Here is an 18,152-nt window from a genome sequence, read left to right as displayed (position 1 = left end):
TTGCGGTTTAAAACTGTTGAAGAATCTTCATTACCGCGGGTTTATCCCGTGCCTGCCTTAACTGTTCAACCACATTGTCCTCACAAAAAAGCTGAGACAGGCTGGCGATCATTTCAATATGTGAGTGGCTGTCGACAGCGGCCAGGGCAAATATGATATACACCGGGTCATTATCTTCACTGCCAAAACTCACGCCTTCGGAAACAATTAACAGCGAGAGTGCCGTATGATTCACCCCTTCTTCTGGTCGGGCATGAGGCATGGCAATACCCTCACCCAGCACATAATAGGGACCAATCTGTTCATGCATATCATAAATCGCATTAAGGTATCGGGGCTGTACGGCACCATTATCGATCATCGGTTGCAGTGCAATCTCCACCGCCTTTCGCCAGTTATCAGTATGCGTTAACAGTGTCAGATTACTGTGGTTAATCCAGTCGGTTAACATACCTCGTCGCCTTTTAATTACCCCAAACATTAATTCACTATACTTTTTGCAGAAAGATAAAAATGTGATCGGGTTGACTTATTTAATAATAAATAACTTATTATCAGTTAATTATATTAACAGCCATGGTTATCCGCTGGAGAATTAAACCAGTGGTTACACTCTTTATTAAATAGGCCGCCAACATTCAGGATTAATCCTGGTTATTGTTAGCCCTGTGAATGTAGAAACTCAACCTGATCGATATTCTCCTGCAGCCAGTGAACCAATTGGGTGAAGTCAGTCTCGCACCGCTGATCGGCTACCCACACCGGCCCCAGTTGCATCGGCTCGGCGCGATCGGCCAGCTGTTGCAGTTCTGCCACATACTCCGCTCCCGGGTGGCCCGGTAACCGTGAGCCCAGCCGGCTGCTGTAGCGCTGTGCCGCCATCTCACCGGGGATCTGACACCAGACTTCCGCGACACGTTCGATCCCTGCCGTTTGAATAAAAGCGGCCAGATCCGCTTTGGGCTGGAAGCCAAACCACGCATCGACGATAAAGGTATGGCCCGCCGGGGCGGCGGCAATAATCGACCAGATGACCTGATAAGCCGCAATGCCCAGCTTACGGTTCATCGGGCGATCGATCCCGTCGATCTGACGCATAAACGGCTCTTTGATCTGGTCCAGCGTCAGCAGCGGCCAGCCGGTTTCCGTCGCCAGGCGGGTGGCAATATGGCTTTTTCCCGACGCGGGTACGCCGTTCACCATCACCAGGCCTTTACCCCCGGGCTGTGGAACGGAATGCGGCAAAACGAACGACTCAGGCATGGCGGGCTTTTTCCTCTGTGGCACCGGGGTGAAAATACTGACCGATAACGGCCTGGATTTCGCGTAGTCGCGGGATCGCCAGGGTTTCCAGTTTTTCGCGGGTGACACGGCGATCCAGCGAGATGCAGTCTTTCCATAATGCCCGCCCGGCAATCACGCCGGAAGCCCCGTTGCTCATCGCATCCGCCACCTGCTTCAGGAAGGTGCTGTGATCCACACCCGCAGAGAGTACGGCCCACGGCACATCACCGGCAAGTGCCGTGATATCGGCACAGGCTTTAGCCGACCCCGGATACGGGATCTTCAGCACTTTGGCTCCCAGTGCCAGCGACAGTTTTGTTCCCTCATAAATCAGTGATGGCACCCGGCTCTTATAGGCTTCATCTGTTTCATCAGGGAGTGGATAAGTCAGAAACTCCACCACCAGCAGCAGGTCTTCACGGGCAAAGTCTTCAATGCAGTGACGCAGGATATCGAGGTTATGTTGATTGGCATCCGGGCGATCGGCACGTAAATAGACCATAATTTTACCCCCGTTACCGCCCAGTTCGCGCACGCGGCGGGCGCTGATGCCCTCAACAAGACGCGAATGCCGGTAGCCCTCCGGCGTGGTGTCAAAGCCGGAGGCATCCAGACCGATCAGCAGGGCGGTATCACGGGCAATGATGCCGTCATCCACCAGGTCCGGCACCGCGCAGACGGCATCCACCAGCACGCAGGAGGCCTGACTGGCAAGATAGCGGGTTATGTCCGCTTTGATACCGCCGAGCTGCTGCTCGGAGATGGATTTTTGCTGTTCAGGATCGGCGCTTAACAGGGTACGCATTGCACCGCGCTGGTCGCAGGCAATCACCAGCATCGCGCCATTGCTGCCGCAAATTTGCTGATAACCGCGCAGTTCAGAAGTGGACATGTGTGACATGAGATGTGCTCCGTTGTAGTGATACCAGGTAAAAAGCCGTCACCGACGACCCGAAAGTTACCTTTAGCCTGAGTGCACGACGCCGGGCTGATGCGGGTGAATCTCCAGTCCTGTCAGGGGTTTCAGCCACCTGTGCACGTTGCAATTTTTCTGGTGTTGCGCAATAATTCTCCAACCGATGAAATGAGTGTAATACATTGCAGAAAGGAATTACAACCCTGAAAGAGCCTCTTTTACAAGATCCCGCCACCACGCGGGCGATGATGCATATGGTGGCGAAGCTGCACTATCAGTCCGATATGTCGCAGGTCGATATCGCGAAAAAACTGGGGGTATCCACCGCCACTATTTCGCGTCTGCTGACCAAAGCCCGTGCTGCGGGCATCGTGCGCATAGAGGTGATTGAGCTGACGTCGCCTGAGGAGATCACGGCGGATCTGATTGCCCGGCTGGGGTTAAAAACGGCCGCGGTGGTAGAGTCGCCGCCCGCCAGCGTTCTTAGCGCACTGACTGCGCCGCTGGCTTCGCTGTTGCAGCAGGCCGATCTGGTCAGCGGCTCGGTGGTGGGCATCGGCTGGGGGCGTGCGGTGCGTGAAGTCACGTTATCCGGACTGCCGCGTCTGCCGGGCGTCCTGACCGTGGCGCTGAACGGCGGCATGCAGCAGGCGGCTGCGCATTTTCAGATTAATGAATTCGTGCGCCAGGCCGCAGAACAGATGGAGGGAACGCCCCACTTTCTCCATGCGCCCTATATTTCGTCGCCGGTGCTGCGTGATGCCTTTCTCTGCGACCCGGGCGTGCAGCAAATTACCTCTCTGTGGGACAAGCTGGATGTGGCGATTGTCGGCGTCGGCCTGACACATCATGCCCCCCACGCCAGCGAAGTTTCCACCGCCACGCCGGGTGAGCAGGCCCTCAGCCATGCGGCAGGTGATGTGTTGCGCCATTACGTCACGGAACAGGGAGAGGTCCTGCACTGGGAAGGGGAACAGCGGATGATCGCCGCCTCACCTGACCAGCTGCGCCAGACGCCTCTTTGCATTGGTGTGGCAGCCACGCCGGAAAAAGCCGCCGGCATTATCGGGGCCGTCCGCTCGGGGATGATTAATGCTCTGGTTACCGATATTAAAACCGCTCAGGCCATTCTCGACCGTCTGGTCAGCGATCCTCAATAAATGTGCAGGCTGTCTTTGTCTGACTGACAAAGACAGCTAATTGACGAAAAATGAATACGTTATCAGAAAGAACCTAAAGCTGATTAATTCTCATTACGTCTTTATATCCCGCCTTGATATAAATAAGAACAGTTATCATAACTATTTAAAAACCAGAACAATTCAGATTCATCATGGAATGATTATCACTTACCAATCAGACCTTTAGCGATGTATAAATAAATTAGCCAATGCTATATAAAACGGTTTTTATTTTATCAGTCTGGGTGCATAATGCGCAGAAATCACCTCTTTTACTCGTTATGATTTACGTTCCAGATACATTTACCGTGTCTCTGCAACGCGAATTATTGCGAGTAGAAATCTCGCTAAAAATATAATGTTAAGGAGTCACCATGCTGACGAATGAAATGACCGCTCAGTTGAACGATCAGCTGAATCTGGAATTCTACTCTGCCAACCTGTACCTGCAGATGAGCGCATGGTGCAATGACAAAGGGTTTGAAGGGGCTGCCGCGTTTATGCGTGAGCATTCCACAGAAGAGATGCAGCACATGCAGCGTCTGTTCAACTACCTGAGTGATACCGGTGCCATGCCGGTGCTGGGGACTATCGACGCGCCGCCGGTCACCTTTAACTCCCTGCACGAAGTGCTGGAGCAGGCCTATCAGCACGAGCAGTTGATCACCAAAAAAATCAATGAGCTGGCACATGCCGCCATGACCACCCAGGATTACTCCACCTTTAACTTCCTGCAGTGGTATGTGTCTGAGCAGCATGAAGAAGAGAAACTGTTCAAATCTGTGCTGGACAAACTGGCGCTGGTGGGTAACAGCGGTCAGGCACTGTTCTTCGTGGATAAAGACCTGCAGAAACTGAGTGAGCCAGGTACGCACCAGGCTTAATCGCTGCGGTTCCGCTGCAGGGGCGACCTGTCTTCCGGTCGCCCCGTGCTGATAAATTTACGTTCTGTGTTGCCGCCCTTTTACTCCCCTCCCCGCACGTCCTTCACCTGCTCCGGCGTCACCTCACTGGCCTGATTTCCCCAGCTGTTGCGCACAAAGTTGCTTATTGCCGCGACCTGTTGATCCGTCAGCCGCCAGCCAAAGTCCGGCATTCTCGTTCCGGTCAGCGCCTGTCGGGTGACCGGTGCCCTGCCGCCGTGCAAAATCATCGAAATCAGTGATGACGGATCGTTTCCCTGTAGCGCTGCGTTGCCCGCCAGCGCAGGGAAGGTACGGGCATAACCCCGCCCGTCGCTGCGGTGGCATGCCGCACAGTTATCGCTATACAGCGCCGCGCCCGGGGAATTCAGATCGGCATAATCTTCACTGGCCAGCTCGGTAGAGTACGTGCCGGCGGGCAGACTCTTCAGAAACACGGCGATGGCATTGAGATCGGCCAGCGTCAGATACTGCGTACTTTTTTCGACCACATCCGTCATCGGGCCAAACGCCATGGTGCGGTCGTTCTGCCCGGTTTTCAGAAACGTCACAATATCCTGCTGCGACCAGCCTCCCAGTCCACGAACATTGTTGCCCCTCAGGTCGGGTGCCTGCCAGCCGTTTAGCGTCCCTCCGGTGAGATACGCGCTGTCGTGGTGATCCTGCCCTTTCTCCTGCAGGGCGAAACCGCGCGGCGTATGACAGCTGCCGCAGTGTCCCGGCCCCAGCACCAGCCATGCCCCGCGATTCCACTGACCGCTGTGCAGCGGATCGTTAAGATAGCGCGTGTCATCGTGAAACAGCAGGTTCCACATCCCGAGCGGCCAGCGGATGTTCAGCGGCCAGGGAATATCGCTCTTGCGGTTCTCCTGCCGCACGGCAGGAACCTCGTGGGTGAAATAGTCGTACAGCGCGTGCATCTGCGGGTCATCAAACTTGCTGAACGCCGTATAAGGCATCGCCGGATACAGGTTCCGCCCGTCACGGGCCTTTCCTTCGCGCAGGGCACGGGCGAAATCCTCGTAGCTGTAGTCGCCAATCCCCGTCCGGGCATCCGGAGTGATATTGGTTGAATAGAGCGCCCCGATGGGCGTCTGCATTTTCAGCCCGCCGGCAAAAGGCTGGCCTTTTTCAGCGGTATGGCAGGCCGCGCAGTCCGAGGCCAGCGCCAGGTAATGCCCCGTACTGAGACTGTCAGGGGCAGCGGCACGGCTTCCGCTGGCGGCCACCAGCAGCACACACAAACCATAGTGTCGGATATTCATCACTGACTCCCTGTCAGGCCTGTACCAGCGGTCCGGGCTGGGCGAGATAATCGGTGCGGATGGCATGCGCCGCCCACAGCGCCGTGGCACAGACAATCCCGGTGGGGTTGTAGGCCAGATTTTGCGGAAAGACCGACGCCCCGAGGACAAACAGGTTGTGCACATCCCAGCTCTGTAAATACTTATTCACCACGCTGGTTTTCGGGTTATCCCCCATTACCGTCCCGCCCGTCGTATGGGTGGACTGATAGGGCCGCACGTCGTAGCGATCGCCCGGTTTCATAAAGCCCGACTCCACGTGCGGCGCGCCCATCTCCCGGGCGATCTGCTCCGCCTTACCCTGCATAAACTGCGTCATCTTCAGCTCATTGGGCTGCCAGTCAAACGTCATACGCAGCAGCGGCTGGCCGTGGACGTCGCGGTATGTCGGGTCAAGGTCAAGATAACACTGCCGGTAAGGCATTACCGACCCGGACGATCCGATGCTCATGGTGTGCAAATAGTGCTGGCGGATGCTCTTTTTCCAGCCCGATCCCCACTGAGGTGAGGCCTCAGGCAGCGTCATTTGCTGGATCGGCCGCCCGCCGCTGGTGGCTGCGCCAAGGGTGGCCCCACCAATAAAACCCAGCCCGGTGTGATCAAAATTTTCAGCATTAAAATCATCAATAAACGTGCCCGTCACCCCGGTGGCGGCAAACGGATTAAAGTGATGCTTTTCCCCAAAGAACAGGTTGAGGCTGCCGTTCATCTGGTAGGCGTAGTTACGACCAACGACCCCTTCTCCACTCTGCGCATGGTAGGGTTTGCCGATGCCCGACAGCAGCATCAGCCGGACATTATGCAACTGGAAAGCGCTGAGGATCACCAGCTCCGCAGGCTGCTCATGCTCCTGTCCCTGCGGATCCACCCAGATCACCCCGGTGGCCCTTTTGCCGCTGGGGTCGGTGTTGATGCGTATCACCTGTGACTGGGTACGCAGGGAAAAGTTAGGAAACTGACGCAGTGAAGGCAGCACCGTTGACTGCGGTGACGCTTTTGAACCGTTAAAACAGCCAAAGCGCTCGCAAAATCCGCAGTAGTTACATACGCCAAGCTGCACGCCATAGGGATTCTTCCAGGGCCCGGTACAGTTCGCCGCCGGAATGGGAAACGGGCTGTATCCCAGATTTTCTGCCGCCCGCGCAAAGAGCTGTCCGCCGTACTGCTGTTTCAGCGGCTTTGTCGGATAAGGAGCGCGGCGCGGGGCTTCAAACGGGTTGCCTCCGGCCATATGCAGACCGTCAATATTGCCGGCCATCCCTGCCGCGCCACAGATTTTCTCGAACTTTTCAAAGAAAGGCTCCAGCTCGTCATAGCTGACGGGATAATCCTGCAGCGTCATATCCGCAGGGATAATGCCGGCGCCGTAGCGTTCCGTCACGGTACTGCGCAGTTTCAGGTCGGCCTCCAGCGGTCGCCACAGCATACCGTTCCAGTGTACGCCCGCACCGCCCACGCCGTTACCGGGCAGGAATGAGCCAAAGCGCCGGTAGGGCATGGCGCGGTCGGCAGCGGTATGGCGTACCGTTACCGTTTCACGTGCGGCGTTCTGGAACAGCTTCAGGCGAATGCCGTACGTCAGCTCGTCGGTAATACGCGGATAGGCAAAATCAGGCCAGGTATCACGATTTTCTCCCCGCTCCAGCGCCAGGATATTCAGCCCGGTTTCTGCCAGTTCACGCGCCATCAGCGCGCCGGTCCAGCCGAAACCGATAATCAGTACGTCAACCGAAGGGTGTTTTAAGCGGCTCATTGTCATGCTCCCCTGCGGCCGGAAATGCTCACCGGAGGCAGCGGATAGCGCTGGCCGGGATGGTCCATTTGGTCCTGGTAATCGGCACGCGCTCCGGGGAAGCCAATCAGCGTCCAGCTGGCCAGCGTCTGATTGCCGCCGTGCTGCGGGTCGGCAAAATACCCCTCTTTGGTATTTTCCAGCAGTTGGGTAAAGAATAAGGCACCGGGTACCTGTTCATCATTGATGCGTCCCGCTTCCAGCCCGGTGAGCACCTCATCCTGCTGTGCTGCCGTCAGGTCAGCGAAATCCGCATGATACTGCTGCTGACAGTAGCGATCGACCGCAGCAATCCCGCGACGGTAGGTTTCACGCGGCACCAGCGATGACTGATAGCCCAGCTCCGGGATCGCCTCTGCAAACGGCGGCTGCATATACCAGAGCTGGCCGTAGCCGTAAGGCTGCTCCATCTGCCGGTCAATAAACACCGGGACGCCTTCACTGACGGCCCCGGGGCCGAGGTCGTCTTCGGGGATCAGACGGGCGCAGGCCGCAACAATAAAGCGCCATTCGCCCGGGTTAAACCACAGGGGAACCGCTTCAGCAGAGACGCCGCGGGCAGGGGTAGCCGACGCGAATGCAGCGGACGGCGCGATGCCGCGAGTGGCCACCGCAGCCAGCGGGATCAGCGCCACAGATTGCTGTAGAAAACGTCGCCTTCCACGGGCGACCTCATCATGATTTGCCATTGTATTCTTCCAGTGAACAGTCAGAGCCACCCCGGACTGGGGCCAGTGCATCAGCAGAAAACCATGCGTTTTGCGGGGGATAACATAGGCGACTGCTCAGAAAAAAGAAAAATGACGGAGGGGGAAAACTGTTAAGGGATATGAGAAAAAAGAAGGAATCTTCCTGGATAACCGATTCAGCCGGTTCAATTCTATCGGAATTATCAAAGGGTGCGGATCGCACCCTTTCATCAACGACTACGGCGCCGCTTTTAACGTCACCCAGTAACCTGGCTGGTAGGTCACCGGCAGGAAACGCTGATGGAATTCACGGAAGGTCGCGTCCGGGTCGATATCGCTAAACAGATCGGGATGCAGCCATTTGGCGATCATCTGAATGGCGACAAACTGGTACGGGCTGTCGTAGAACTGATGCCAGATGGCATGAGCATTGCCGTTGGTCGCCACCGGCAGGGTGCGGAACGCCGGGCGCGCCATCAGCGCAGTTAAACGCTGCGTTGCCAGGGTAAGATCGGCCCCCGGACCGACGCCCACCCAGCCGCCAGCGGTATTGTAGTTTTTCCAGTTAGCCCCGGTGACGATCACCACGTCCGGGCGCGAAGCGATAATCTGCTCCGGGTTCAGCGTGCCGAATGTGCCTGGGATCAGCCCTTTGGCAATATTGGTCCCACCGGCCACTTCGACCATCCGGCCGAAATTCTCGTCACCGAATGACATACAGCACTCTTCGGTATACCCCCCGGCGCGATCAAGCATCACCTTCGGACGCGGGCCCTGATAGTTTTTCAGTCGCTCAGTCACAATATCAATCTGCTGCTGGCGGAAAGCGATGATCTCTTCCGCACGCGCGGGTTTGCCCACCAGCTGTCCCATAATGCGGATACTTTTCACCGCATTCTCAAACGGCTTTTCACGGAAGTCGATAAACACCACGGGAATACCCAGTTTGGCGAGCTTTTCCGTGAGCTTAGACTCATCGGTGGCTGCTTTTGACTCCAGGTTCATCAGCACCAGATCGGGCTTCAGGGTCAGGGCCTGCTCAACGTTAAACGTGCCATCTTTGGCACCGCCGAAGGTCGGCAGAGCGGTGATTGACGGGTATTTTTTGGCGTAAATCTGATAGCTGTCGAAATCGGCTTTCGGCAGATCGTCGCGCCAGCCCACCACACGCTGGAACGGCGCGTCGGTGTCAAAAGCGGCCAGCAGATAGATCTGCCGCCCTTCCCCGAGGATCACCCGCTTCACCTCAGATTTGATTTCCACTTTACGGCCGCTGACGTCTTCCACCACAAACGGTGCCGCCATCAGGCTGGAGGAGATCATTAAGCTCCCCATCAGAATCACTGCTTTACCCCATAACGTCATCGCACTCTCCACAAAGGAAATAATTATTATTCTCAATCTCAGAATTGCGCAGGAATGCTACGACGGCAGGGAGGTCATTACAAGATGTGTCAGAAAATTTTGCCTGAGCCGCACTGATGGGCTCAGACATTCCTCTCAGAAGGAGAACCGGTAGAACTTTGTATCTACGGCCATTAACGGGAAGCGTGCAGGCAGGTCGCCGGGCGGAATATCGACAAAGCCATTTTTTTCATAAAAACGGTGGGCCGCCAGAAATTTTGCTGTCGTCCCCAGAAAGATCTCCATCACACCGCGATCGCGGGCGTGCATCATCAGCGTATTGAGCAGCGCAGAAGCCACCCCCCACTCCCGGCCACGGTATGGGGCAGCCACAAACATTTTGCGCAGGGCCGTTTGCTGCTGGCCGATATCCTTCAGACCGATACATCCGACGACCCGGTCATCAATCTGCGCCAGCCAGAAATCCCCGTTCCCCTGCTGATAAAATTTTTCAATCTCACTCAGATCTGGCTGCTGCTCTGCGGTGATCGCAATGCCGAACTCCTGGTTCTGGATCGGCAGGATTAGCTGTACCACACCCGGCTGATACGTTGCCCGGTAACGCTGAATAGTCACAAGCTCGGTAGGCATCATCTCTGGCTCCGCTGGGATTAACATACGGTGTTACTGGTGGGTTCAATCTATCGCTTTTATTCCCGCTTTGGCGAATGAATAATCATCAGCTTAAAGATGAAATTCTCGCTGGCTCTTTTCCTATCCGCTCACTGCCGCCGCTTAAAAATCATAGTAAATCGACAGCCAGGTCTGGTCCGGATCATGATCAGAGGTGGCCGTGAAGGTGTGTTCCAGATAAACAGAGAAACCGTAGGCCAGCTGCGTTACAACGCCCAGATACTCATGGTTAGCATGATAATCGCCACTGCCGCGCAGCCGCAGGGTATCGGCAGCCACATAAGGCTGGATCGATGCCAGCCAGGGTTTGTTGATGGGAAAGGTATACCCGGCAAACGCTTCCAGCCCGTAGCCACTGCCGGCAAAATAGTGTTCCGTACGCTGCTGTTTTTTTGCCGGAACAAAGTTATGGGTCCAGGTCGCAGTACTGACTAAATACCAGTTTCCCGGTTGCCAGGTAGCGGCAACACCTGAAAACTGCTGGCGATAACTTCGCTGTGCACCACCGCTGTTTTTCACCACGGCATTCGTCTGGTTCCAGCTGGCGCTGAGCACCAGCGCTTTGGCCGCCTGATAATCCAGGCCCAGCCCGGAGCCGTGTTTACGCCGGTAGTACTGATCATCATCCAGCACAATATCATCCTGCGGCAGCAACCAGTCAGCATACAGGGTATAGGCACCCAGGGTCGTGGTGTACTTCATGCTGTTACGCGGACGATCACCGCCATCGACATTTTTACTGATGCCACTGCCGTTAGGCCCGGCGAAAGCATCGTTATCCCAGACATCGCTTTTAACGCCGATGGTATCGTAGTAAACACCGTACTGATGGCCAAAGGTCAGCGTACCGAAACGGTCGTCCTGGATGCCGCCATACATTTTACGCTGGCTTGACCAGTCAGCCTGATGATCATAATGGTGCTTCAATCCTAATGCGTGGGCGGTATCCAGACCCAGCGAATAGAAGCCAATGATGGATGTTCCCGGCCTGAGCAGGTAATCAGCGCTGAAGCGAAAACGTGAACCGCCATCGTGTCCACCATGGTTATCCGGGCCCCGGTTCCAGATAAACTCGGGCCGGACGCTACCGCTCATTTTCAGGCTGAGCGGAGCGAGAACAGGATCCTGAAAGGTATTCTTTTTCAGCAGATTCACGTCTGCCTGAGCGGCGGGCGAAAGCAGGGCCAGTACACTAAAGCGGATAAATATTCCGCTAAACGATGAGTGAGATAACATCAGTCTGCTCCTCAGAGCTTGTCTGTCAGACCCACTGAATACCCTGTTCTGTTCACCTCGCTTTGTTCACCTTGTGCGCTTTCGGCACGGTATTCGTGCTTTTTAACCTCCCCTGGCGGAATTTTTACCGCAGTAAATACGAAACAAACGTGCCAGTTCTGCCCCCATTGGTGTCAGCGTGGTGTCCTTACGTTGAATTAAATAAAACGTGGCATGGGGCAACGGTTCCTTAATGTTCAGCGCCACCAGCTGATTGCCCAGGATCGGGTCACCGATGACATCGCTGGAGAGAATGCTGACAAAATCACTCTGCGCAATCAGGCTGGTGCAGGCCATAAACGTTTCACAGGTGACGCTGATTGCCGGGGCCATGCCCATATCATGTAACAGGTCATGCAACAGACGATAGTAGCTGCCGCGCGGTGTTGGCATGGTCCAGTCACAGTGCTGCAGTTCCGCCAGCGAAGTGACGTGTTCGCAGGGATGCCCCTTACGCACGACCACCTGATATTCACGCTCCATCAGCCGTTCATAACTCAGCTCGCTGTCGAGATGGCCGGGGTAGGAGGTATTGATCGTAAAGTCCAGTTCGCCCTGGCGCAGTTCAGGGATCATCGACACCAGCTGCCCCTCGACAATACGGATCTTCACGTTCGGAAACTGGCGTCGGAACTGGGTGATCACCGGGGGCATCAGGGTGCGTGCAATGCTGCCCCCGACGCCAATATTGACCGTGCCGCCCGCCAGCCCTAACCGCTGCTGAATATCCTCCTGCGCGACGCGCAGCTCTTCTATGATCAGGCTCGCATGTTGGAAAAAGTTATCACCGATTTCGGTCAGTGCCACCCCCTGACTGCGGCGAACGAACAGCCTTGCGCCAAGGACGTCTTCCAGCTCCTGAATCGATTTAGTCAGCGCGGGCTGAGACAACCCTGCGGCCCGGCTGGCGGCGCGAATACTGCCGTGGCGGGCGACGTCGACAAAAGCACGTAGCTGATGCAGTTTGATGGATGCGGGCATCGGATCTCCTGTAGGTGATAACCAGTGATTATCAGTCACAAGATATTGTCATCTTCTGCCGGGGGATTCCATTGTGTAGAACAGAAAGAAATCACCCGGAAATAACGATGCTTAACCAGAAGGATGAACCCATGCACCAGGCTATTGCTGAGTTTGTGAAAGAGATTGCCCCCTGTCTGCAGGAACGGCGACGCGATCTGCATAAGTACGCTGAATCAGGCTGGCTGGAGTTCCGCACCGCCACGCTGGTGGCTGCTGAACTGCATCGCTTAGGCTATCAGCTCACGTTAGGTAAAGACGTAGTGAAGGCCGGGGCGCGAATGGGTTTGCCCACGCCCGAGGTGCTGGCATTTCACGAGCAGCGGGCGCTGGAACAGGGTGCGCTGCCGGAATGGCTTCCGCACTTCTCCGGCGGTTTCTGTGCCATTGTTGCCACGCTGGCAACCGGACGCCCCGGCCCGGTGATGGCGTTCCGCGTCGATATGGATGCGCTGGACGTCATTGAAAACCAGACCCGGGAGCACCGCCCTTATGCTGAAGGCTTTGCTTCTGTGAACCCGGGCATGATGCACGCCTGCGGCCACGACGGCCACACCACCATTGGTCTGGGGCTGGCTCAGGTGCTGAAGCAGTTTGAAACGGAGCTGATCGGCACCATCAAGCTGATCTTCCAGCCCGCCGAGGAAGGCACGCGCGGGGCGAAGTCGATGGTGGAAGCGGGCGTGGTCGATGACGTCGATTTCTTTACCGCTATTCACATTGGCACCGGCGTACCGGCCGGGGAACTGGTGTGCGGAAGCGATAACTTTATGGCGACCACCAAGCTCGATGTCAGTTTCCGTGGCAACGCCGCCCATGCAGGGGCACGTCCGGAAGAAGGCAGCAACGCCCTGCTGGCGGCCGCGCAGGCGACGCTGGCGCTGCATACGCTGACCCAGCACAGCGGCGGCAGCGCACGCGTCAACGTCGGCGTATTGCAGGCAGGCACCGGGCGCAACGTGGTTGCGGATCGTGCCACGATGAAGGTGGAAACGCGCGGGGCGACGAATGAAATTAATGACTTTATCTATCAGCGCGCGCTGCAAACCCTTGCCGGTGCTGCCGCGATGTACGGCGTTGAGCATCAGGTCACGCTGATGGGCGCAGCACGCAGCAGCCAGCCGACCGCCCCCTGGGTGCGTTACATCCGCCATCAGGCGCAGCACATCCCGGAACTGACCTCGCTGGTCGACACGCGCGGTATGGCGGCCGGTTCGGAAGATGCCACTTACATGATGGAACGGGTGAAGCAGCACGGTGGCCAGGCCTCTTACATCATTTTCGGTACCGACCTGAGCGCCGGGCATCACAACGAAAAATTCGACTTTAATGAGCAGGTGATGGCCGTGGCGGTGAAAACTCTCGCCCTGATTGCTCTGCATATCGCTGAATTCGAGCCGGAGGCGTGATGAACACGGAAATAAATGACTTTGTCGCGGACTACATCGACCAGCATCAGGCGCGGTTCAGTGCGTTAAGCGACGCCATCTGGGATCGGCCTGAAACGCGCTTTACCGAAACCTTCGCCGCCGGGTTGCTCTCCACTGCGCTGGAGCAGGAAGGGTTCCGCATTGAACGGGCAGCGGGAGGTATCGATACCGCCTTTATCGCCAGCTACGGCAGTGGCCAGCCGGTGATCGCCCTGCTGGGCGAGTATGACGCCCTGGCGGGACTGAGCCAGCAGGCGGAGTGCAGCACGCGCACTCCGCTGGTGGCAGACGGCAACGGACATGGCTGTGGCCACAATCTGCTGGGTACCGCCGCGCTGGCCGCCGCCTGTGCGGTCAAAGCGTGGCTGCAACTGAACGGCACCCCGGGCACGATTCGCTTTTACGGCTGCCCCGGCGAAGAGGGCGGCTCCGGGAAAACCTTTATGGTTCGCGAAGGACTGTTTGACGACGTCGATGCCGCACTGACCTGGCACCCGGAGGGCTTCAGCGGCATGTTTAATACCGCCACACTGGCCAATATTCAGGCGGCATTTCATTTCAGCGGCGTGGCGTCCCACGCGGCCAACGCGCCCCACCTCGGGCGCAGCGCGTTGGATGCAGTGACCCTGATGAATACCGGCGCGAACTTCCTGCGCGAGCACATTATTCCCGACGCCCGGCTGCACTATGCAGTGACCAACAGCGGGGGCAGTTCCCCCAATGTGGTGCAGGCAGAGGCGGAGGTGCTCTATCTGGTGCGCGCCCCGCAGCTCGATCAACTCCAGGATATTTACCAGCGGGTGACCGATATCGCCCGGGGGGCCGCCCTGATGACCGGGACGGAGATGAGCGTACGCTTTGAGAAAGCCTGCTCCAACTATCAGCCCAACCGCGCGCTGGAAAAGCTGATGTATGCCCGTCTCTGCCACTTTGGCCCGCCTGATTACAGCGCGGAAGAACGCCAGTTTGCCGCCGGGATCCGCCAGACGCTGAGCGCCGACGATCTGCGCAATGCCCGGCTGAACGCCGCGCGAACCGGGGGATCGGCGGGCGGCGAGTGGGCCGCCGCGCTGGGCGATCGCGTGCTGATGGACAGTGTGGCACCTTACTGCGCCAGTGAAGAGGTGCTGTACGGCTCGACTGACGTCGGTGATGTCAGTTGGGTGGCCCCGACCGCACAGTGCTTCACGCCCTGCTTTGCCTTCGGCACGCCGTTGCACAGCTGGCAACTGGTGGCCCAGGGCCGCACCTCCGTCGCACACAAAGGCATGTGTCTTGCAGGCAAGACCCTGGCCGCAACCGCGCTGGCGTTGTTCAGCGAGACCAGCCTGCTGGCAGAGGCCAGGCAGGAGTTCCGCCGCCAGCGTGCGGAGCAGCCCTATCGCTGCCCGATCCCGGCAGGAGTCATACCCACGCCGCTGGCGTAGCGATACCCGACAGAACCGGAGGCCTGGCTCGATCCCGGCCCCGTTAAAAAAACAAAACGCAAACAACGACATAACGACGACAAGGCATAGGGTGAATACCAATGAGCGAGACAACGGCAGCGAACAAAAGCCCGGGAAGGATCTTTTACTGGATTGAACGCATCGGCAACAAGGTGCCTAATCCGTTTCTGTTATTCGTCTATCTGATTGTGGTGCTGATGGTATCGACCGCACTGCTCTCCTGGTTCGGTGTGGCGGTGAAAAACCCGGCCAGCGGCAAAATGGTGGAGGTTAAAAACCTGCTGAGTGTGGCGGGCATCCAGTGGATCCTGCCGAATATTATCAAGAACTTCAGCGGCTTTGCTCCGCTGGGTTCGATCCTCGCGCTGATGATCGGGGCCGGGCTGGCAGAGCGTACCGGGCTGCTGCAGGCGCTGATGAACAAGATGGCCTCCTTTGTCAGCGCCCGCTATGCCAGCTATATGGTGCTGTTTATCGCCTTCTTCAGCCATATCTCCTCCGATGCCGCGCTGGTGGTGATGCCGCCGCTGGGGGCGCTGATGTTTATCGCCGTTGGCCGCCATCCGGTTGCCGGGCTGCTGGCGGCGATTGCCGGCGTCGCCTCCGGTTTTACCGCCAACCTGCTGATCGTCACGACCGATGTGCTGCTCTCCGGGATCAGCAGCGAGGCGGCCAAAGCAGTTAGCGATACGGTTCACGTCAGCGTAGTGGATAACTGGTTCTTTATGGCCAGCTCAGTGATCGTGCTGACCGTTGCCGGGGGGCTGCTCACCGATAAATTCGTGGAGCCGCGTCTGCCCGCCTGGCAGGGTAACAGCGAAGAGAAGCTGGCCAGTCTGACCCCCCTGCAGAACCGTGGCCTGCTGATGAGCGGGCTTTCGGCGCTGATTTTTATCGGTCTGGTGGCGCTGATGGTGGTACCGGAGGGGGCCATGCTGCGCGATCCGGCCAGCGGGTCGATTATCCCGTCGCCGTTTATTAAGGGCATCGTCCCGCTGATTATTTTGTTTTTCTTTGTGGTGTCCATCACCTGGGGCGTGGCGACGAAGCAAATCAAACGGCCCGATGATATTCCCGCCCTGCTGATTGAACCGATGAAAAGTATGGCCGGATTTATCGTCATGGTGTTCCCGCTGGCCCAGTTTGTGGCGATGTTTAACTGGAGCAATATGGGGACGTTTATGGCGGTGGGGCTGACCGACCTGCTGGAGCAGATGGCGATGACCGGAGCCCCGGCGTTTATCGGGCTGATGTTCCTGTCCGCGTTCCTCTGTATGTTTATTGCCAGCGGTTCGGCCATCTGGTCGATTCTCGCCCCGATTTTCGTCCCGATGTTTATGCTGCTCGGCTTTCATCCGGCCTTCGCCCAGATGATTTTCCGCATTGCCGACTCGGCCGTTTTGCCGCTATCACCCATGTCACCGTTTCTGCCGCTGTTCCTCGGCTTTCTGCAGCGCTACCGCAAAGATGCCCAGCTCGGGACGTATTACACCTTGATTATGCCTTACCCCCTGGTGTTTTTTGCCGTGTGGATTTTGCTGCTGCTGGCATGGTACGCACTGGGTCTGCCGATTGGTCCCGGCGTCTATCCGTCCATGCCGTAATCCTGAGGGGGCTCCTTTCCAGGGGGGGGCCCCCGCCTGAACGCTTAAAAATCATAATAAAAGGTCAGCCATGTGGTGTCCGGCTGATTATCGCTGGTTGAGGTAAAGGTATGTTCAAGAAAAAAAGATACACCGTAGGCCACCTTCACATACGCACCAAGGTAGAGGCGGTCGGCATGAAAATTTTCGTTCCCTTTTAACCGTAACGTATCGGCAGCCAGATAAGGCTGTATAGAGTGAAGCCACGGCTTCCCCAGCGAAAAGGTATAGCCAATAAAACTCTCCAGCCCATAGCCATGATTGGCGAAATAGTGCTCAACGTTTTTCCTGCCGTTAACCGGTACATAGTGCCGGTACCAGGTGGCGGTGCTCACCAGCGTCCAGTTGCCGGGCAACCACCTGACGACACCCCCGCTAAAATTCTGGTGGTAACGCCGACGTCCCCCCCGGGTGTCGCTGATGGTGGCATTGGTCTGATCCCAGACCGCTCCCAGTGTCAGATCCTTTCGCATCTGATAATCAACCCCCATTCCCTCACCGCTGTGACGCTGGTAATACTGGTTACCGCCTAACGGGGCGTGATGCTGGGGCAGCAGATAATCCGCATACAGCGTGAATTTACCCAGTGAATGGCGGTACTTAAAGGAGTTACGCGGGCGATCGCCCCCGGTAAAGTTTCCGTTGATGGCAATCCAGTCGGCATCCGCATGACCGTCATTATCCCACAGGTCACTTTTCCCCCCGATGACATCATGGTAGACACCGTGCTGGTGACCATAGGTAAGCTGGCCATAGCGCTCCACCTTTATTCCGCTAAATAACTGACGCTGCATATCCCAGTTTTTTGTGTGGTCATAATGATGTTTTATCCCCAGCATATGACCAAAATCCACGCCCCAGAGATAGCGCCCCACAAGGCTAACGACCGGCGTTAACTGGTAACCGACCGTAAAGCGAAAGCGTGATCCGCCGTCATGACCACGCCGTCTCACATCATCCTTGTGCGTCTGATCCCAGACAAACTCAGGGCGAATGCTGCCGGCAATCTTCAGACTCAGCGGTGCCAGTAACGGATGGCTGAAGGTGTTTTTTTTGATCACGTTGATCTCTGCCGTCGTTTTTGAGCTCCACAGGCTCAGTGCGAGGAAATACAGCGGCAAACCTGCCACTTTTTGAAGCGATGTCATAGAGGTGACTCCGTAAGCATGGGTAATCATCTCTTCTGCTTACAGAGTACATCTGATCAAAT

General features: G+C 56.9%; 16 protein-coding genes. 5 read left to right on the top strand and 11 right to left on the bottom strand.

What is annotated here, in order from left to right:
• Positions 1-7: 7 nt before the first annotated feature.
• From K6L24_RS03410 to K6L24_RS03400, 3 genes are all read right to left on the bottom strand, one after another.
• On the bottom strand, positions 8-451 hold the full coding sequence (locus K6L24_RS03410; RefSeq protein WP_118665561.1) for a PTS sugar transporter subunit IIA: 444 nt from the start codon (positions 449-451) through the stop codon (positions 8-10).
• A 209-nt stretch (positions 452-660) separates the two neighbouring features.
• Positions 661-1,263: a P-loop nucleotide/nucleoside kinase family protein gene (locus K6L24_RS03405; RefSeq protein WP_187509476.1), complete on the bottom strand. Its 603-nt coding sequence runs from the start codon at positions 1,261-1,263 to the stop codon at positions 661-663.
• Positions 1,256-2,185, bottom strand: a complete 930-nt coding sequence (locus K6L24_RS03400; RefSeq protein WP_062745958.1) for a tagatose-bisphosphate aldolase — start codon at positions 2,183-2,185, stop codon at positions 1,256-1,258. Before K6L24_RS03400 ends, K6L24_RS03405 begins: the two co-directional genes overlap by 8 nt.
• A gap of 197 nt (positions 2,186-2,382) precedes the next feature.
• Between K6L24_RS03400 and K6L24_RS03395 the strand changes: the two genes are divergently transcribed.
• Both K6L24_RS03395 and ftnA read left to right on the top strand, forming a co-directional pair.
• Positions 2,383-3,360 carry a sugar-binding transcriptional regulator gene (locus K6L24_RS03395; RefSeq protein ID WP_240043811.1) on the top strand — a complete coding sequence of 326 codons (978 nt, stop codon included), beginning with the start codon at positions 2,383-2,385 and terminating at the stop codon, positions 3,358-3,360.
• A gap of 395 nt (positions 3,361-3,755) precedes the next feature.
• Positions 3,756-4,265, top strand: a complete 510-nt coding sequence (ftnA, locus tag K6L24_RS03390) for a non-heme ferritin (RefSeq protein WP_062745956.1) — start codon at positions 3,756-3,758, stop codon at positions 4,263-4,265.
• 80 nt (positions 4,266-4,345) lie between these two features.
• On the opposite strand, the gene K6L24_RS03385 is transcribed toward ftnA, so the two are convergent.
• The 7 genes from K6L24_RS03385 to K6L24_RS03355 all read right to left on the bottom strand — a co-directional run bounded on the left by K6L24_RS03385 (position 4,346) and on the right by K6L24_RS03355 (position 12,382).
• On the bottom strand, positions 4,346-5,569 hold the full coding sequence (locus K6L24_RS03385) for a c-type cytochrome (RefSeq protein ID WP_222681950.1): 1,224 nt from the start codon (positions 5,567-5,569) through the stop codon (positions 4,346-4,348).
• 13 nt (positions 5,570-5,582) lie between these two features.
• Positions 5,583-7,361, bottom strand: coding sequence for a GMC family oxidoreductase (locus K6L24_RS03380; RefSeq protein WP_222681949.1), 1,779 nt, complete (start codon positions 7,359-7,361; stop codon positions 5,583-5,585).
• 2 nt (positions 7,362-7,363) lie between these two features.
• Positions 7,364-8,089, bottom strand: a complete 726-nt coding sequence (locus tag K6L24_RS03375) for a gluconate 2-dehydrogenase subunit 3 family protein (protein WP_118665555.1) — start codon at positions 8,087-8,089, stop codon at positions 7,364-7,366.
• 237 nt (positions 8,090-8,326) lie between these two features.
• The gene (locus K6L24_RS03370) at positions 8,327-9,454 is read right to left on the bottom strand and encodes an ABC transporter substrate-binding protein (protein WP_222681948.1); all 1,128 of its coding nucleotides are present in this window, start codon (positions 9,452-9,454) and stop codon (positions 8,327-8,329) included.
• A 135-nt stretch (positions 9,455-9,589) separates the two neighbouring features.
• Positions 9,590-10,087: a GNAT family N-acetyltransferase gene (locus K6L24_RS03365; protein WP_084344204.1), complete on the bottom strand. Its 498-nt coding sequence runs from the start codon at positions 10,085-10,087 to the stop codon at positions 9,590-9,592.
• Between the two features lie 141 nt (positions 10,088-10,228).
• On the bottom strand, positions 10,229-11,362 hold the full coding sequence (locus K6L24_RS03360) for a porin (RefSeq protein WP_118665553.1): 1,134 nt from the start codon (positions 11,360-11,362) through the stop codon (positions 10,229-10,231).
• A gap of 102 nt (positions 11,363-11,464) precedes the next feature.
• On the bottom strand, positions 11,465-12,382 hold the full coding sequence (locus K6L24_RS03355; protein WP_062745945.1) for a LysR family transcriptional regulator: 918 nt from the start codon (positions 12,380-12,382) through the stop codon (positions 11,465-11,467).
• A gap of 131 nt (positions 12,383-12,513) precedes the next feature.
• Between K6L24_RS03355 and K6L24_RS03350 the strand changes: the two genes are divergently transcribed.
• The 3 genes from K6L24_RS03350 (at position 12,514) to abgT (ending at position 16,903) form a co-directional block, all read left to right on the top strand.
• On the top strand, positions 12,514-13,830 hold the full coding sequence (locus K6L24_RS03350) for an amidohydrolase (RefSeq protein ID WP_222682291.1): 1,317 nt from the start codon (positions 12,514-12,516) through the stop codon (positions 13,828-13,830).
• Positions 13,830-15,278: a M20 family metallopeptidase gene (locus tag K6L24_RS03345; protein WP_222681947.1), complete on the top strand. Its 1,449-nt coding sequence runs from the start codon at positions 13,830-13,832 to the stop codon at positions 15,276-15,278. The genes K6L24_RS03350 and K6L24_RS03345 overlap by 1 nt, the downstream gene beginning before the upstream one ends.
• Before the next feature lie 101 nt (positions 15,279-15,379).
• Positions 15,380-16,903 (top strand): p-aminobenzoyl-glutamate transporter, encoded by a 1,524-nt coding sequence (abgT, locus tag K6L24_RS03340; RefSeq protein ID WP_062745939.1) that lies wholly within the window; start codon positions 15,380-15,382, stop codon positions 16,901-16,903.
• A 44-nt stretch (positions 16,904-16,947) separates the two neighbouring features.
• On the opposite strand, the gene K6L24_RS03335 is transcribed toward abgT, so the two are convergent.
• Positions 16,948-18,090, bottom strand: a complete 1,143-nt coding sequence (locus K6L24_RS03335; protein ID WP_191927603.1) for a porin — start codon at positions 18,088-18,090, stop codon at positions 16,948-16,950.
• Between the last annotated feature and the right edge of the window lie 62 nt (positions 18,091-18,152).

It is taken from the genome of Erwinia persicina, from assembly GCF_019844095.1.
Lineage (GTDB): Bacteria > Pseudomonadota > Gammaproteobacteria > Enterobacterales > Enterobacteriaceae > Erwinia > Erwinia persicina.
The sequence above is the reverse complement of the archived record's forward strand: the minus strand, read 5'-3'. Positions and strand labels throughout refer to the sequence as shown.

Bases quoted from the DNA above. Each gene is read 5' to 3' on its own strand.
- K6L24_RS03375 (WP_118665555.1), bottom strand. From the start codon at position 8,089: ATGGCAAATCATGATGAGGTCGCCCGTGGAAGGCGACGTTTTCTACAG.
- K6L24_RS03335 (WP_191927603.1), bottom strand. From the start codon at position 18,090: ATGACATCGCTTCAAAAAGTGGCAGGTTTGCCGCTGTATTTCCTCGCA.
- K6L24_RS03380 (WP_222681949.1), bottom strand. From the start codon at position 7,361: ATGAGCCGCTTAAAACACCCTTCGGTTGACGTACTGATTATCGGTTTC.
- K6L24_RS03350 (WP_222682291.1), top strand. From the start codon at position 12,514: ATGCACCAGGCTATTGCTGAGTTTGTGAAAGAGATTGCCCCCTGTCTG.
- K6L24_RS03360 (WP_118665553.1), bottom strand. From the start codon at position 11,362: ATGTTATCTCACTCATCGTTTAGCGGAATATTTATCCGCTTTAGTGTA.
- K6L24_RS03355 (WP_062745945.1), bottom strand. From the start codon at position 12,382: ATGCCCGCATCCATCAAACTGCATCAGCTACGTGCTTTTGTCGACGTC.
- K6L24_RS03345 (WP_222681947.1), top strand. From the start codon at position 13,830: ATGAACACGGAAATAAATGACTTTGTCGCGGACTACATCGACCAGCAT.
- K6L24_RS03370 (WP_222681948.1), bottom strand. From the start codon at position 9,454: ATGACGTTATGGGGTAAAGCAGTGATTCTGATGGGGAGCTTAATGATC.
- K6L24_RS03385 (WP_222681950.1), bottom strand. From the start codon at position 5,569: ATGAATATCCGACACTATGGTTTGTGTGTGCTGCTGGTGGCCGCCAGC.
- K6L24_RS03400 (WP_062745958.1), bottom strand. From the start codon at position 2,185: ATGTCACACATGTCCACTTCTGAACTGCGCGGTTATCAGCAAATTTGC.
- abgT (WP_062745939.1), top strand. From the start codon at position 15,380: ATGAGCGAGACAACGGCAGCGAACAAAAGCCCGGGAAGGATCTTTTAC.
- K6L24_RS03410 (WP_118665561.1), bottom strand. From the start codon at position 451: ATGTTAACCGACTGGATTAACCACAGTAATCTGACACTGTTAACGCAT.
- K6L24_RS03365 (WP_084344204.1), bottom strand. From the start codon at position 10,087: ATGATGCCTACCGAGCTTGTGACTATTCAGCGTTACCGGGCAACGTAT.
- ftnA (WP_062745956.1), top strand. From the start codon at position 3,756: ATGCTGACGAATGAAATGACCGCTCAGTTGAACGATCAGCTGAATCTG.
- K6L24_RS03405 (WP_187509476.1), bottom strand. From the start codon at position 1,263: ATGCCTGAGTCGTTCGTTTTGCCGCATTCCGTTCCACAGCCCGGGGGT.